This window comes from Bacillus sp. TL12 (assembly GCF_022625245.1).
Taxonomy (GTDB): Bacteria; Bacillota; Bacilli; order Bacillales; family Bacillaceae_G; genus Bacillus_A.
The window spans coordinates 34,459-50,161 of record NZ_JAJJBY010000033.1 but is presented as its reverse complement, the minus strand read 5'-3'; the positions used below and the strand labels follow the sequence as shown (position 1 = coordinate 50,161).

The following is a 15,703-nucleotide window of genomic DNA, read 5'->3' as shown; positions in this document are numbered from 1 at the left end:
AATAGTATCAGTATGTCCAAGATTTAGAGATTATTTGCAATTTCCCTGAAGTTTTTGCACCAAAACCCAGAAAAGGTCGATACAGAATATCATTCGATTCATGCATTTTGAGTAATCGAACATCATTTTACCCTCCAGGAACAGAATGTTTGTTCTTATTATAAACCTTGTTTTTCGGTTTATACAATCTTTTTATAAATAATTTTTAATATCAATAAGGTACGTGAAATTATATATAGTTCTTCAAAATTCGACCACTGAACAATTTAGTATCTCTTAACTTATTAAACTCATTTTCATTTCTTCATAAATTAAGAAAAGCTCAAGCCCTTGTGTACCAATGGGTTTGAGCTTTTTATTTTACAGGAATACTCGTTGCAACAAGTTGCCATTAGGCTAGTGTATCAGCAACTTGTAGCTATTACTATGAATGCTAGATTCCTCAAAATTATTACATGTTTTTTCATTTTTACTTCTTAATTTATTTTATGATGAACACTACTCCAAAATTACAATTTGTTGAAGGTTTTAAAAATTATAGATTTGGACAAGCTAGATTTATAAATAATGATTTCCTGAGGTGAGAATATGAGTTGGTTTGGTATAGGAAAACCTAGGAGTAAATTCGGTAAATTTATAGATAAGCATAATTTAACTCAACAGGAAGTAGCAGAAAGGAGCGGTGTAAGTCAAGGTACAATTAGTCGCTTATGCAAAGGAAATGCATTTCTTCCATCCTTAAAAACGGGTTCCAAAATTATTGTTGCTTTAAAAAAGCTAACAAATAAAAATGTAGATTACAATGATTTTTGGCTTTAATTAAAAAATATCATTCATCACAAATGTTCTCATAAACACATTTTGTTTTATAGCATATTGTTCTAATTTAGATTGCCGATAGTCCGATAAGGTAAAAAAGATAACTACTGGAACAATAGCATTCTGTCTTTTATAGATATCTGTTATATGGCCATATAACTGTACTTTGTGTTCGTTTGCTTTCATATGTTGCATGCGATCTATTTCAACAAAGTGAGGGACTTTATCTTCAAAATAGGTTGCATCAGGAATAATTTGATATTGCTGACCACCAGTTGAAAATTCTATTGTTTGTTCTGTTTTCCACTCCGGAAATCCTAACCACATCCAAGCTTCATTTCTCATTAATATGTGCTGTAATAGATTATTTTTCTTTACTATCCTTGTGATTCCTAATAAATCACGCCCTTTTTTATTTAAATAATATACATGCTCACGAGCTATTTTTGTGATGTGACAATATGAAGTCAGATCCTTTAATACACGATTTGCATTCCGAATACTTCCTAAACAGTGAATGGCTTGCAATTGTCTCCTCGTTGCAAAATCTAACTTACTCAAAGTGGATAAAATCTCGATTTGTCTCGCTTTCTGTTTGAGTGTTTGATGCCGCATTTTGTTTCACCACCTTGTATTGCTTCAGTAATTCCCACATGTCCATATCCTTTAAATAAGGTACCTGAACTTCCTCTGTGCGATCAGTCTTAAATAATGCTCTTCCTGGAAGAGAAGGCAGATCTTCAAGACCTGGTTCATCCAAAGCAACTTGTGAAGCAACCGCTGTTGGTAATCGAAAACCTAGTTTTGCATCAGCATTTTGTTTAATCTGTCTCGGCAAAGTATCAGAAGTAGGATACTGAGTACAAAAGATAAGCCGGAATCCTAAACCACCTCCAATTCTTGCGATTTCAGATAACATCTCCTGACACATAAATAATAAATCCCGTTGTTTTTTAGGTAAACCTTGTGTCGGACAAAGATTCGCTCCTTCATCTACTATGATGAAACAACGCTCTCTAATTGATGTATCTATAACATTGGTAAAATAGGACTTTTTCATCATCTCAATCTGTTTTACCATCTTTTCACGTACTCTCACCAACATCTCTAACGCCTGTTCCGGGTTTTCAGCTACTTCTACTACTTGAGACAGATCCTTGTAAGGACTAAATTCTAATCCTTCCTTCAGATCAATAATAAAAAACTTCACATGTCGAGGTTGTTGTAAAATTAAACTCGTCATCACATTTTTTAGAAATACTGTCTTTCCAAAACGTGTCATACCCGCTACGCACATGTGCGGTGTTTTCTCGAAATCATGATATACGTGTTTATCTAACGATTTCCCCATCATAACTCTCCATGTGTGCTTCTTTAGTAGATCCTTAGACCAATTCCACACTTCAGGTATTTGTTGCTTAAATACTCGAATATGAAGTTCCCTTTGATGAAACGATATTTTAACAGGTTTATTTAGTCCTTCTTCTAATACTTCAGCTAACTTTTTGATGAGCTGACTTGGAACGCCGAGTGGTAACTTGTAAACATAATTCATGCTTATGTCATCTTCCATTTCTTTTATAAAAACGGGATATTGTAATTCACCTTTATGCTGAACACATATCTTTGTAATTTCAAAAAACGTGGCGATTTTTTTCTTATCACTCATTTCTTTTCCCTTATAAAAATAAGCAACAGTTACAAAGGTTGCTGGAATTAATAAAAGTGACATCATATCCTCCATACCTCCTTTAGGTAGTTGAGCCTGTATGGAAGGTTAGAAAAAACAGATTAAGGCGCACTATTACAATTATTTTCAACTACCAGATGTAATACTAACGTAGAAACACATCTAGTATATCCATTAGCACATACCAAACGCTCCCAATCAATAAGCATTTGAGCCCCGCACGTAGCAACCAATCTGGAAGGTAAAGACCTTTCTTTTTTAACACCTTTATTCCTAAAACAGAAACTCCTGTGACACCATACACAACCCCTAATTCTCCAATGATTGTCATGTTAATCCCACCCTTTTGGTTTAATAGACAAATTTCCCTTACGATCCTTATAAAGTTGATACTCATCCAACAATTCATTCCATGAGATCGGATACTCATCACCGTACAAATTCTCTTCGATTTTTTGACTCAAATAATAATAACCTTTGTATTGTCGGTCTAAATACACTTCATGACGTACCATGTGCTCTCGTATTGCTGAAATATCTTCTTCTCTTTTAGTATCCCGGTACATCTGACGTAATGATTTTGAAGAATACAGATAAGGGGTACTATATAACATCTGATAATAACTCATGTTGTCTCACCATCCATATAGATTTCTAGATACACTAAATACATATGATGAGGGTTCATTTTTTCGAATTTGTACCTCAAAAAAATACGCCATTCCCATTTTAGAATGACGTTCGATAATAAATTACCCTTTTTTAATCATATTTTTATTAATTTATAAAATCTTATATAAATATATATCTTATATATATTTAAAATATGAAGATAAAACTTAAATAGGTCTGGTAAATGTGTTCTTATCCTTACTGTAACAAGGGATTTGAGCATGCTATAGCATAAAAAATCATAAATAGTAAAATGTAACAACAGAAAATTAGCCATTAGTAAGGCATAAAACCTACAAATAATCGCAAACAAGATCACATATTTCTACATAAAAAATGAAACAAATTGATGCATTGTTACATATATTTATTCAAGTGCTAAATTTTCAATTCATCCACTGTATGTCCACAATTTTATAATATTTACTCACAGAACATTCACAATCTAGGCTAACTAATTAACAAAATTAGAATTTGCCACATGACTCACATAAATATTGATGATTTTTGATAGATGAAGTACCAAAATCCCTTTATTTCAATAATAATTACATAAAACTATTCACATTAGGCTCTAATTATCTACTTATCCATGAAATTTATTATTTTTCTTATGATTTTTTGTAGGTATTTGCATGGATTTTAGATAAAAATAACGTGTTTATTTAAATATAGGTGTGGAAAATTAGTTAATTGCAGTACAGTTTTGTATAGGAATGTATAAAAAAAGACTCTATTAATGAATAGAATCGAGTGAATGTGTATATAAGGAGAAGTCAGTGAAGGACGTTTAAACAACGGGACCAACACGAATAGCCCTCTATTTATACTTTTTTCAAAAATAGAGAGCGGAGTATCGTTAATTTGTTTCTATTACCTCAAGTACCTGTTCGGCTGTTGTTACATGAATACCAGCACGTACTAATTGCTCAAATGCACGCATAAACGTAATCAAATTGAACTCATCAGGTACTTCAATAACGCGAAGTTTTTCTTTAGGTAATCTATCTATCTTTTCAATGAACAATTCGCGAACATCACTCGGAATAAAGCGCTCTTTATGTCCTCTTGCTTTTAAAAGTTCACGTATTTCTATTTCTAAAGCCATATAGGCATTTAGATTTGCACCTTGTTCATAGGCGTATTTTCTAAACAATGTTTCTTCTTGATACTTTAAATAGTTACGGTGATACGATTCCTCTGTAACCGGTACAGCGAATTTGGACTTTAGTAACTCATTTGTTTTACGGAACAATTTTTTGATGTTTCGTAGAGAGTACATAGAGAAGTGCAATCCAAAATCAAATACAGCTTGCTCCTTTTGCTCTTTTGGAACATGTTGTGTAATAAGAGGGTAAATACCTTCTTTTGCTGCTGTATCAAGAATTTGATATTGTGATGTTTGATTTAATAGTTTTTTCAGTGTATACACTAATTTACTTGGATATTCTTCATTACGATCTATCATGTCACGTAAGCTACGAATGACACTTCGAATTTGTCGATGACAAGTATACTTAAGTACATGAATAAATTTATTCATGTCTTGTGCAAATTCACCTATATTCAGTTCTTGTAGCACAGATTCAATAAAACGAGCTTTTCGTGCATATGTAACCTTTGGGGTGAATGGATCGCGATACTGTACTTCTCCAGCTTCTTTTGTACATAAGAAATCTGTATGTAAGGATAGATATAACGTTGTATATCTTTTTGTATTTTTAACCCCTTTTTGTAACTTGCAAATTTTGAATAGCGGAGTCCCTGTACATGGTAATGCAGTTGTTAATTCTGTCATAACCGCACGGATTTGATGTGGGTATTTCTTATGTAAAAAGCGGTACATTCCGCCAAAATGAGTTTTATTTCCTCTTTCGTCCTGCTTGTCTAAGGAACGTTTAAGAGTCGTTTCGCTGTGCTGTTGCATAGCAATGTCCAAGAATAGTTTCTTAGCCGCAACTGAAAGCTCAAAGAAAGCTTTGGTAAATACGACTGGGCTAATATATACATAGGAATTTGCCTTTTCAGTTTCTTCGTTCATAAAATGAGTTAGTTTAATGGTATAACGGCCATCTAATTCATTTTCAATTGTAATAATGTTATGTAAACTTAATTTCTTTAATGCAATATAGAATTGAGAATGCTGTATATAAGCAAATTCCTCTTTATATTGCTTGTAATCTTCCCACATCATATGCACTGTTACATTTGGAATAACCCCATTCGTGTAACATTTCTTGTGTAGATATAAGAAGACTTCTAAATCTGCATTTGTAATGCCATATAATTTATGTTTTCTTCCCATTGTTTCTGAAATAGCAGATAGTGTACGACGTGAAAAAGATGGTTTCGCTTGAGCCACAAAGCCGTCTACATCAGCAATACGTTCTTCATATGTCATATGATCCAGAATATCCTCAAGGTATGTATCTTTATAGCTGTAGTATTTTTCTTCAAAAGCTTCAACAAGTTTTTGCCAAGATTTTAATGTTACTAAAACTGCATTTGTATCTTGTCCATTTAGACTACGTTGATTACGAATAATAAATGATTGTCCCATCTTTTTCACCTCCTACACAGAAATCAAGAAATATATGCCAAAACACTATAAAATATACCAATTTTGATTATAGCAAATCGAAATTTGATGAAATATGCCCCTTTAAGAGAAAAAACAAAAATATGAAACGTGCCTGAATCCCTTGGCGCACAAGGGATTTGACGTTTCATAAAAAAAAGTTTTTGACCACCATACCGCTATAAGAGATTTCAAACATGAAACGCATATTGATTTTGTAAAAAAGCCTATAAACCTTGATTCTATAAGCTTTTTCATGTTCTTAATATAAGAGTTGTTGCCATCATATAGCTATAACGTTTCATGTTTTAATATGTTTGTTAAACGTGTGAAATACACATATAAATGTTGTTATATAGAGGGTTTTGGGCTTCTTTTTAACAAGAAAGTGTTGCCATCATATAGCTATACTCGTTTCATATTTTCTAAAATTAGTTGCCACCATACCGCTAAAGCGTTTCATGTTTGAAATAAAACTTTTATTTATCGTAAAATGCACTTAAATCCTTGGTAGATGTAGATTTAGGGAGTATCTTTTATTAAAAGATGTTGCCACCATATAGCTATAACATTTCAAGTTTTATATATAACTATAGCCACCATGTAACTATAAGGTTGTTATAATAACAAAGGTTTTGAAATGGTTGAGAATAAAGAATTTCATGCTTTTTAGATGAAACTTAATATTTTTGTCCTGTAGTTGTTGATTTAAAATAAAGATTGATCATTTGTAAAAAAGTTTGATATAAAGATCTATTTTGCAGAGTATCTCTTTCTTCCACAATTGGGCCATATTGTGGAATACCATATTTAATTGATCGTGAAGAATATGAAAAAATGTATTAAGCTAACGTGGCAAAAGAACAGGAAGGAGTTTTTGGTAGTCATAGGGAATTTAGACTATTAAGTAGATAAGTTATATAGGGGCGCTGTCGACAAAACGCGATTATACACTAAGACGTTTTTTGGAATAAGAATCACAGAAATGATGAAACATTTTTATAAAAGAATGATTCAATTGAATATGTTAAAAGCGTGTTTTGATCAATATTTTTTTAAAACACGCTTTTTCTATTTGCTCTTTTATCAAGGTTTATACAGTTAATTTAATCAAACTTTATTTCAAGGCTACATGTCGGAGAATCGCCCTGTGAAACTATTTTACAACAAACAAAATAAGCCTATGTACTTGTGCGAGTACATAAGCTTTCAAAGGTGGTGATTCGATGAATCACCAAACAGTAATAGTCTTTCAACAGCTCAAACAGCTAGGAAAAAAAGTATAATACTTTATTACTCTGCTCTATTGCACCCATAGACCTCGCAAACGTAAGCGTGGGCTGTCGGCTCACGCCGTTTGCAGTTGGGGCAAATAGCTTCTTGGTGTGGATTAACGCGCATGACATATGTATCCTTCAGATTGAAGACCGATTCCACGGCCTCTCGTCCATGTTCATTGATTCCCTGCTGCATGAACTCAAATGCGCCATACACATGCCCACACTGGCATTTTATACGGTTGGAATAGAAAATATTGGCTTGCTCAATTCCCAATTCGGACTGGATTCGAGTCTTTTCTGCATCAGATACCGGCTCAAGTCCCCAATCCTTGATCCTCTTGGGGGTCCAGTACAACGAGTCGACTGCTTTGAACTGATCACGGGTGAGATAGAAGGTGGCGGTCCTGCCTTCCCTCACAGCGTCTCGCACTGCGGCTATGATAATACCATCCTCCGCCGCCATCACGGCCTTGCCACCTCTAACGACTGACTCGAGGTCATCCAGCGAAAATCTATTCATATCACATCGCTCCAATTTTTCTTTTTTTGGCTCGGTTACACTAGAAGGTACGTGTTACCCTAAGTCCCATTATCGCAATAAAATGTTCCCTCTACTCTACTCTAGCGCACCCGTATCTCCTCATATCGTAGTAGTGGGATTCCCGCAAAAAATTTTTGCAGTTGGGGCAAATAGCTTCTTGGTGTGAATTAACGCGCATGACATATGTATCCTTCAGATTGAAGACCGATTCCACAGCCTCCCGTCCATGTTCATTGATTCCCTGCTGCATGAACTCAAATGCGCCATACACATGCCCGCACTGGCACTTGATACGGTTGGAATAGAAAATATCATCTTCCTTAATCCCCAATTCGGACTGGATTCGAGCCTTTTCTTCATCAGACACCGGCTCAAGTCCATATTCTCTGAACCTCTTGGGGGTCCAGTACCACTGTCTGACTGCTGTGAACTGATCACGGGTGAGGTAGAAGGTGGCGGTCCTGCCTTTCCTCACGGCGTCCTGCACTGCAGCAATGACAATGCTATCCGCCGCCGCTATCACGGCCTTGCCGCCTCTAACGACTGACTCGAGGTCATCTAGCGAAAACCTATTCATATCTCATCACTCCAAAGAAAAAATTGATGGGAGATTTACCTTAAATAGTCGTGTCCCGAATCTGGTTGAACAAATTCCAAGTAATTCCCCTCAACCTCATTATTAACGTGTATCTCCAAGATAAACATATTTTGGATTTTTTCAATATTTCTGTGAAATGAATTATTGGTTTAAACACTATGCTTTTTTATTAAGCTATAGGCAATTGAATTTTGGCAATAGGAAAGCTGAGCTAGCGTAATTTGCTGTTTCTCGTCTTTAGGTGAATAGAGGTAAACAGTGGACTTTATTATCAATTGAATTTAAAAAAAGCCTTGAAGGCTATTAGCGCAGGCTTAGGCCTGCGCTTTTTATTTAATAAAGAAGGGTATATCCCAATCAGGACCAAGTGATAGAACTCCTATCTTTATACAGGATTTTATGCAAGAGAAGCCGTCAGGTTCTATTCAAAAAGATGACTTAAATCCTTGTAATAACTAGGATGTATAAAATCCTGCATAAACGATAAAAAACGGCCAATAGCCAAAACTTTGATAATACTGGGTTTGGCTTGATTTTTTCCTATCCATTGTCAACTTTCATCGGCCCCTTAAAAGATGTAATTTTCAGAGCGGTTAATATATTGCGCTTTGTTTCTGTAAGCGATTATCTATGATAATTATATCATGAACCTCTCGTTATATAACTGTTCCTTATTCAGCTAAACCAGCTAATAGAAACTGATGTGTTATTCAATTATAGGGCGCTTTAATTGAGTAAGGTTCACAAAAATTATCAAACTTTTTTATAAAAGGATGATTCAATTGAATATAGAAAAGGCGTGTTTTGATCAAACTTTTTTTCAAAACACGCTTTTTCTATTCGCTCTTTTATCAAGGTTTATTAAGTTAATTTAATCAAACTTTATTCAAAAGCTACAGTAGTTGCCACCATATAGCTATAACGTTTCAAGTTTTATATAGATATGGCCACCATGTAACTATAATGTTGTTATAATAACAAAGGCCTTAAAATGGTTATGTATAAAGAATGTAATGCTTTTTAGATGAAACCTAATATTTTTGACCTGTAGTTGCCATCATATAGCTGTATGATGGCAATTAATTTGTGACATAAGAGACAAGTAGAACTAACCTAAAAAGTATAGTCTTCATCTTTGATTGCCTAATAACTTTCTCGAATAAAGGGTATGGTGTAAAGTAGTAATTTTACAAATAGACATAGTCTTATATAATTAAAGACAAGAACATGACTGGTTAAGTAGTATTCCATGTACCGTACGTTGAATTTTTATTATACGCAGAAGATTCTGGTAACATTTTAGGTTTTGAGCTGTGTTGCCACTATATAGCTAGGATATTTCAAGTTTTATAGTATATATATCCAGTGGTTATTTTGTTAGGAGGTTTTTTATTTGGAGAAAGTATTAGTGTTGTTTAGTGATGCCCTTTTTCTTGCTGCTCCAATATATGAAGAGAACAAGCAGCTATGGACAAAGTGGAATAAATATTATGATGAAGTACAAGAAAATCATGACAGATTAGTAACTTCAGCTAATATTTCTCCTTCATTTTCAGCACTTGTTTCTTGGTTAGGTCAGAAACAAGAACAAGGAATTTCGTTATTGCACATATATGCAAATTTAGATAAATATAAAAATGAGCTTCGAAGTGTACTTGATAAGATAATAGAGCAAGAGTTTGAAGGAATGTCAGAAACCGTTGAAACGACTATCTTATCTAATACAAAAGATAAGAAGGTAAAAGAACAAGAAACGGACATTACTGATGATTACTATCCTGTTAGTAATGACGCGGTATATTATCAACTACGTGATGGTATAGCAAAAAATCAATTTGAAGAAGACGAATTAGGAGCAGTACCTGTATTACCACTAGAAACTAAAAACACGAGTGGAGTTGCTCAACTGTCATCACATAAAGATGAAGATCTAAGATTAGTAAACACTAATGAAGCAGAAAGATGGTCAATACTAGTAGATGGTGTTATCAGTAATATGGATGATCTTACAGCTGATTGTCTAGATACAATTACGATACAGTGGCTTAATCAAGCGAAGTCTCCAGATGAGTTTATTGATTTCAGCTACGAGAATGTGCTGGATATGTGTAATATGCCAAAAGCAAGAGCAAACGGTATAGAGTATTATCGTGCAGAAGATAAAATCAAAGTTGCTCAACGAATTGCTGCTTTAGCGAGTATCTTTATTTATTTAAATGATGATAACGAAGTAGTGGTTTTAAATGATCGTGCAGAAACTGGGAAGCAATTTGAAATGAAACGTGAAGTAATTAAAAGACTCTTCGTTTTAGATTCTGTAGTTCTTTGGAGAGATAAAAATACTAATGATTACGTAGGTATTGAATCTTGTAGAATAAAACCAGGTAGCTTTTTATCGATGTACTTATACGGCTCTAATAGTACAACAGCTTTATTATCTAAAAAAGCATTGGAGTACAATAGTTATCGACACAAATTCCATAAGCGATTAATTCGGTACTTATCCTGGCAGTGGAGAATTCGCCAACAGTACAGCAATTTAAAAAGACCCTATTCAATTGATGGAGAAAAAGGATTACTGTCTGTAATGGGGATTAATATTGCGAAGGGACGTCCACATCGTATTCGTGAGCAACTAGAAAATGTGTTGATAGATTTAGAAAAAGAAAAAGTTATTTCACATTGGGCATACAGTGAGGAACTTGATGAATCCAGGATTGGAGAACGGAATTGGTTTAAAAATTACTACTCTAAATTAGGAATCACCATCTTGCCTCCTAAAGAGTTAATGGATAATATCGGTAGTTTGGTAAAGAAAAAGGTGATTGAAGCTCCGGATAAGCAAGAAAATAATGTAACCATCGATATGGTAAAGTATAGTATTGATGGTTCAGAGGATATGATCAGAGAGAAAATTATGCACCAACATATGCAAAAAAATAGAACAATGCGCGAAATTGCAGATGAGATAGGATTATCTCCCGCTACGCTATCAAGATTTTGTAACAAGAAAATGAAACGTATCTCGAATAGCGTCAATAATAAATTAACCAAATGGTATGAAAGGCAAATCATAATTGAGTCTATGTAGGAAAAGGAGCGGGAACACTTTTAAACGGGTTCCTGATTCTTGTTTTCTTTTATATTGCTTGCACATAGATATTTTAACGAATTATCCGAAAGAATTCTCCTTCCTCAAGCGTGTGCAGGGCAATAGCCCAACGATAGGTGGGAGATGAATTTCGGTTTGGCGTAGCTAAAAAGCACTTAACTTTGCTTTTTATTTTTTTGTTCTGATATAATCAGTATTATAAATAATAAAGGTTGGTATAACAGTGAAATTAGATAGTAATAATCATTCAGTGTTCCTATTGTATTATCACCTTGTATTAGTCGTGAAATACAGAAGAAATGTATTTGATGATGATATGTCAGACTATGCAAAAGACATGTTTGTACGGTTATCTGAGAAATACAATATAACATTGGTAGAATGGAATCATGATGTTGACCATGTACATATCTTGTTCAAGGCGCATCCTAATACCGAAATGACAAAGTTTATCAATGCATATAAGAGTGCAAGTTCTCGATTAATAAAGAGAGACTTTCCTCAAGTGAAAAAGAAGCTTTGGAAAGAGATGTTTTGGTCAAGAAGTTTTTGTTTGATGACTACAGGTGGATCACCACTAGACGTAGTTAAGAAATATATTGAAAATCAAGGCAAAAAGTGAGGTGTAGAAAATGTTGAAAGCATACAAATATCGTATCTATCCAAATAAAGAACAACGAATGTTTTTTGCAAAAACTTTCGGATGTGTTCGGTTTGTATACAACAAGATGCTTGCTGATAGAATCGAATCTTATCAAGAATCACAAGATAAACCTGATAAATCTATCAAGTATCCTACTCCTGCACAGTATAAGGCTGCATTTCCGTTTCTAAAAGAAGTTGATAGCCTTGCGTTAGCGAATGCCCAAATGAATTTGAACAAAGCATATGCTAACTTTTTTCGTGATAAATCCGTTGGATTTCCAAAATTCAAAAGTAAGAAAGATAACCACCGTAGTTATACAACAAATAACCAAAAAGGAACAGTTTGCATTGAGAACGGTTATATCAAGCTACCAAAATTAAAGACATTGGTAAAGATTAAGCAACATAGACAATCCTTTGGATTGATTAAGTCGGTTACAGTTTCACAAACGTCTACTGGTAAGTACTTTGTATCGGTTTTGATAGAAGAAAATGAACAACTACTCCCAAAAATCGACACAAAAGTTGGTGTTGACGTAGGATTGAAAGACTTCGCGATACTGTCTAATGGTATAAAATATGCAAACACTAAATGGTTGAGAAAGCTTGAAAAAAGATTAGCCTTTCTGCAACGTTCTTTGTCACGCAAAAAGAAGGGTTCAAACAATCGAAACAAGACTTCATGAAAAGATTGCTAATCAACGTAATGACTTTCTTCACAAGATAAGTAATGAAATCACAAACGAAAACCAAGTAATTGTGATTGAGGACTTGAAAGTGAAGAATATGCAAAGGAATCACAAGTTAGCCAAAGCAATCAGCGAAGTATCTTGGTCTAAATTCAGAGAATACCTTGCCTATAAAGCAATATGGAAAGGGCGTGATTTGATAATCGCACCTAAGAATTATGCAAGTAGTCAACTATGTTCTTGCTGTGGCTATAAAAACAAGGATGTCAAGAATCTGAACCTTAGAGAATGGACTTGTCCTGAATGTAATAGGCATCATGATAGAGATGTAAACGCAAGTATCAACTTGCTAAAACTAACCATGTAATTGGTATTTTCTTTAGGGGCAGGGACTGCCCTTATAGCTTGGTAAATATAGATAGCTAATAAAAGTATCTACTTCCCGAGAAGCCCCCACTTCAAACAGTCCGTAAGGACGTTAAGTGGCGGGTAGTTCACAAGCGAAAACTTATGGGAGTATGTACAAGAATATTGTGAATTATTAGCCGTTAAATTTCATGCTGAAAAGAAATTCGAAAAAGCAAGTAAGTATTTTTATTTAAGTTATGAGGCAAAAGAACAGATTTTTGAAAAGGAGGCATTGAAATAACATGAAAAAAATGAAAATTATCTTAATGAGTATTATGGTAGTAGGGATTCTTACACTTGGACTAAACTCTCAAAGTACTGAAAATTTAGCTTTAGAGAAATACTCAGTATATCTTATGGCTGATGGAAATACCGGCTGAAAATTGATTATATAAAAGGGGTGATAATTATTGACTTTCAGTGGTTATCACCTCTTTTTATACTAACCAAAGATAAATGCTATAAATCCAATAGCAGCTATAACACTTCCAATAATAAAAAGTAAACTAATAATCCCAAATAATAAGTAAGCTAGATAATAAAAGCCTATTGCCAAAAATACTACGATCACTAAGATTCCTAATACTTGTAAAAAAAATGTTTTTAGTAAATATAATATACTTAAAATTAATCCCAATACTATTGTAAAATATCCAAGTAATTTTAAAGTCTTCAACCATCGTCTTCCATTAGCCACTGAAATGCTCATCAATAATCACCTCTTTTTGTTCTTTTTATAAAAAATATCAAAAAGAGTGCCTTCTCTAAAAAGTAAGCACTCCGTGTTGTATTTATGCATATTTTGTCTTTAGCTTCTTCTCATACAGATACTAATTGTAAGTTATCTTAGAGCCATTTATTTATATCCATATTTCTTTTTATAGGTTTATTTACTGTCTCTTCTTCAATCTTTTCTTCAGATTTTTCAATATTATCATTCGTCCTATTTTCTTCTTTAGCGACTTTATTTGATATTTCGTTTTCTTTAATTGAACTACCTTCTTCTTGTTTTCTGTATGTTAAAGGCGCTAGGGAAGATACACCTCTTGGTATATCTCCTTGTAGCATCCCTTTTGCACTAAGAAGATCTTTTGCCATTCCCAGCTTCACTTCATCACTATCAACGCTTTGTGTTCCATACAATGAGATAAAATGTTCTAAAACCTTTCTTGTTGCTTCGTTTGGGTTTTCCTGAGCATCTATCCAAACGAATAATTCCGGGCATCTTTGACGCATCTTTTCTGATAATGGAATTTGAATCGCTTTTGGTTTTGCCATCATAATCACCTAGTTTACTTGTTCTGTTTGAAGTGCAATTGAGCTGAATACTGTCATGCCTTGTACATTCATTTCTGTTGCATACTTGGATTTAATCCATAGTATTTTAATTTTTTTAGAATCACAAATTTCTTTTAAGTCCTCAAAAAGATTTTCTTTTAATTGAATACTTCCACCACCATAGACAACAACCACGTCTACATCATATTTTAAATCTTGTAACTTAGTTTCCGCAGTATCTAACACTTCATCAGCTAAATTAAACTTTGCTCTTGCTAGAAATTTCTTAGCATCTTCATAATATTTAGGATGCTCTTCTTTTAGATACCCAGCAAACTCTTGTCTTTCTACAGAGAATCCCCATTCATCTTCAAAGTCTTTTTTAGCACGTTCAATCGCATGACCTATACCATGTCTTTCTCCAGAAGAGTGGTCATTATCATAGTCATACCCTTTAGTAACTACATATTCGGTAGTTCCGTCGCCTATATCTATATGAAGAAGACGCTTTTCACTGAAATATTCACCTGTTATATCCTTCATATCATACATTTCTTTAAATTCATCAAATAAGTCGTCATTTCTATAGTTACCTTTTCCATCTTCAATCAGTGCAAATAGTGCAACCGTTCCTTCTTGTACAACAATAACCTTTTCAAATTTTAAAGTTACGTAAATTCTTACATCACCAACATTAACTGTCACATGGTGACTACTATTTGTAAATCTTTCAGATAGTTCTTTTGCTTTTTCTTTATTCCATTCTGATGCAGGTAGAGCTGTGACCATTGAAATATTAGTTTCAATATTTGCTCCCTCTTCCAAAGAACCCTCATTTTTAAACATATCTTGAACTGCACGACAAGCAATTGCACTAACTGTGGTCATAATTGTAGTATCTTGTTTATGCTTTCCACGATTTGATCTAATGTTAAGGTTTTGAAGATCTGCACCTGATCGAATCGCACGTTCACCGACGAAGATTCTTTGAGCTACTTGGCCTTTTAATGCTGAAGAATTTACAGTTACATCCATATTGTGAAATAAACCATATACTAATTCCTCAATTTTTTTTTCCATTGGAACTGGTTCTTTGTAAACGTAACTATATGTATTTGGGAATTTCAACATTTCTCCGTTAATCGTAATCTTTTTCTCTGAATTTCCGTTATCATCTTCCACAAAGTAATTTATTTTCATTTATATTACCCCTTTCTAATTGAAAAGAATTCATTTTAATTAATTTTAAATTATATTAATTGTATTTTATCGTAAATCATTATTGAACGCAACAAAATAAATAAAGGTAAATTATTTTAAATTAAAATAATTTACCTTTATTTAAAAATGATTTGTTATTTAGAATTAAAGGACGGTGTTATGGTTAATTATA

14 protein-coding genes and 2 pseudogenes are annotated in these 15,703 nt (G+C 33.6%); 6 read left to right on the top strand and 10 right to left on the bottom strand.

Annotated features, from left to right (window positions below; translation table 11 throughout):
- The first annotated feature begins 588 nt into the window (after window positions 1-588).
- Entirely contained in the window at window positions 589-819 is a 231-nt protein-coding gene (locus LOK41_RS22615; protein WP_221783438.1) for a helix-turn-helix transcriptional regulator, read from the top strand.
- Here LOK41_RS22615 and LOK41_RS22610 read toward each other — a convergent pair whose 3' ends face one another.
- From LOK41_RS22610 to LOK41_RS22580, 7 genes are all read right to left on the bottom strand, one after another.
- The gene (locus LOK41_RS22610; RefSeq protein ID WP_241818396.1) at window positions 820-1,434 is read right to left on the bottom strand and encodes a replication-relaxation family protein; all 615 of its coding nucleotides are present in this window, start codon (window positions 1,432-1,434) and stop codon (window positions 820-822) included.
- Window positions 1,373-2,554, bottom strand: a complete 1,182-nt coding sequence (locus LOK41_RS22605) for an FtsK/SpoIIIE domain-containing protein (protein ID WP_241818395.1) — start codon at window positions 2,552-2,554, stop codon at window positions 1,373-1,375. The genes LOK41_RS22610 and LOK41_RS22605 overlap by 62 nt, the downstream gene beginning before the upstream one ends.
- 100 nt (window positions 2,555-2,654) lie before the next feature.
- Window positions 2,655-2,840 carry a hypothetical protein gene (locus tag LOK41_RS22600; protein WP_241818394.1) on the bottom strand — a complete coding sequence of 62 codons (186 nt, stop codon included), beginning with the start codon at window positions 2,838-2,840 and terminating at the stop codon, window positions 2,655-2,657.
- 1 nt (window position 2,841) lies between these two features.
- Window positions 2,842-3,138 (bottom strand): hypothetical protein, encoded by a 297-nt coding sequence (locus LOK41_RS22595; RefSeq protein ID WP_241818393.1) that lies wholly within the window; start codon window positions 3,136-3,138, stop codon window positions 2,842-2,844.
- Window positions 3,139-4,040: 902 nt separating this feature from the next.
- Window positions 4,041-5,741: a hypothetical protein gene (locus LOK41_RS22590; protein WP_241818392.1), complete on the bottom strand. Its 1,701-nt coding sequence runs from the start codon at window positions 5,739-5,741 to the stop codon at window positions 4,041-4,043.
- A 1,311-nt stretch (window positions 5,742-7,052) separates the two neighbouring features.
- Window positions 7,053-7,502: a hypothetical protein gene (locus LOK41_RS22585; RefSeq protein ID WP_241818391.1), complete on the bottom strand. Its 450-nt coding sequence runs from the start codon at window positions 7,500-7,502 to the stop codon at window positions 7,053-7,055.
- A gap of 148 nt (window positions 7,503-7,650) precedes the next feature.
- Window positions 7,651-8,157: a hypothetical protein gene (locus LOK41_RS22580; protein ID WP_241818390.1), complete on the bottom strand. Its 507-nt coding sequence runs from the start codon at window positions 8,155-8,157 to the stop codon at window positions 7,651-7,653.
- Between the two features lie 1,414 nt (window positions 8,158-9,571).
- On the opposite strand from LOK41_RS22580, the gene LOK41_RS22575 reads away from it, so the two are divergent.
- The 5 genes and pseudogenes from LOK41_RS22575 to LOK41_RS22555 all read left to right on the top strand — a co-directional run bounded on the left by LOK41_RS22575 (window position 9,572) and on the right by LOK41_RS22555 (window position 13,412).
- Window positions 9,572-11,269 (top strand): helix-turn-helix domain-containing protein, encoded by a 1,698-nt coding sequence (locus LOK41_RS22575; RefSeq protein WP_241818389.1) that lies wholly within the window; start codon window positions 9,572-9,574, stop codon window positions 11,267-11,269.
- 244 nt (window positions 11,270-11,513) lie between these two features.
- Window positions 11,514-11,912, top strand: coding sequence for an IS200/IS605 family transposase (tnpA, locus tag LOK41_RS22570; RefSeq protein ID WP_241818388.1), 399 nt, complete (start codon window positions 11,514-11,516; stop codon window positions 11,910-11,912).
- 10 nt (window positions 11,913-11,922) lie between these two features.
- Window positions 11,923-12,991: pseudogene (gene tnpB, locus LOK41_RS22565) on the top strand (IS200/IS605 family element RNA-guided endonuclease TnpB).
- A gap of 126 nt (window positions 12,992-13,117) precedes the next feature.
- Window positions 13,118-13,273, top strand: a pseudogene (locus tag LOK41_RS22560) (tetratricopeptide repeat protein); the annotation flags it as partial.
- 1 nt (window position 13,274) lies between these two features.
- Window positions 13,275-13,412 carry a Phr family secreted Rap phosphatase inhibitor gene (locus LOK41_RS22555; protein ID WP_221782227.1) on the top strand — a complete coding sequence of 46 codons (138 nt, stop codon included), beginning with the start codon at window positions 13,275-13,277 and terminating at the stop codon, window positions 13,410-13,412.
- Window positions 13,413-13,474: 62 nt separating this feature from the next.
- On the opposite strand, the gene LOK41_RS22550 is transcribed toward LOK41_RS22555, so the two are convergent.
- The 3 genes from LOK41_RS22550 to LOK41_RS22540 form a co-directional block, all read right to left on the bottom strand.
- On the bottom strand, window positions 13,475-13,741 hold the full coding sequence (locus tag LOK41_RS22550; RefSeq protein WP_241818387.1) for a hypothetical protein: 267 nt from the start codon (window positions 13,739-13,741) through the stop codon (window positions 13,475-13,477).
- 137 nt (window positions 13,742-13,878) lie between these two features.
- Window positions 13,879-14,310 carry a hypothetical protein gene (locus tag LOK41_RS22545; RefSeq protein WP_241818386.1) on the bottom strand — a complete coding sequence of 144 codons (432 nt, stop codon included), beginning with the start codon at window positions 14,308-14,310 and terminating at the stop codon, window positions 13,879-13,881.
- 9 nt (window positions 14,311-14,319) lie between these two features.
- Window positions 14,320-15,510: a ParM/StbA family protein gene (locus LOK41_RS22540; protein ID WP_241818385.1), complete on the bottom strand. Its 1,191-nt coding sequence runs from the start codon at window positions 15,508-15,510 to the stop codon at window positions 14,320-14,322.
- Window positions 15,511-15,703 lie beyond the last annotated feature (193 nt).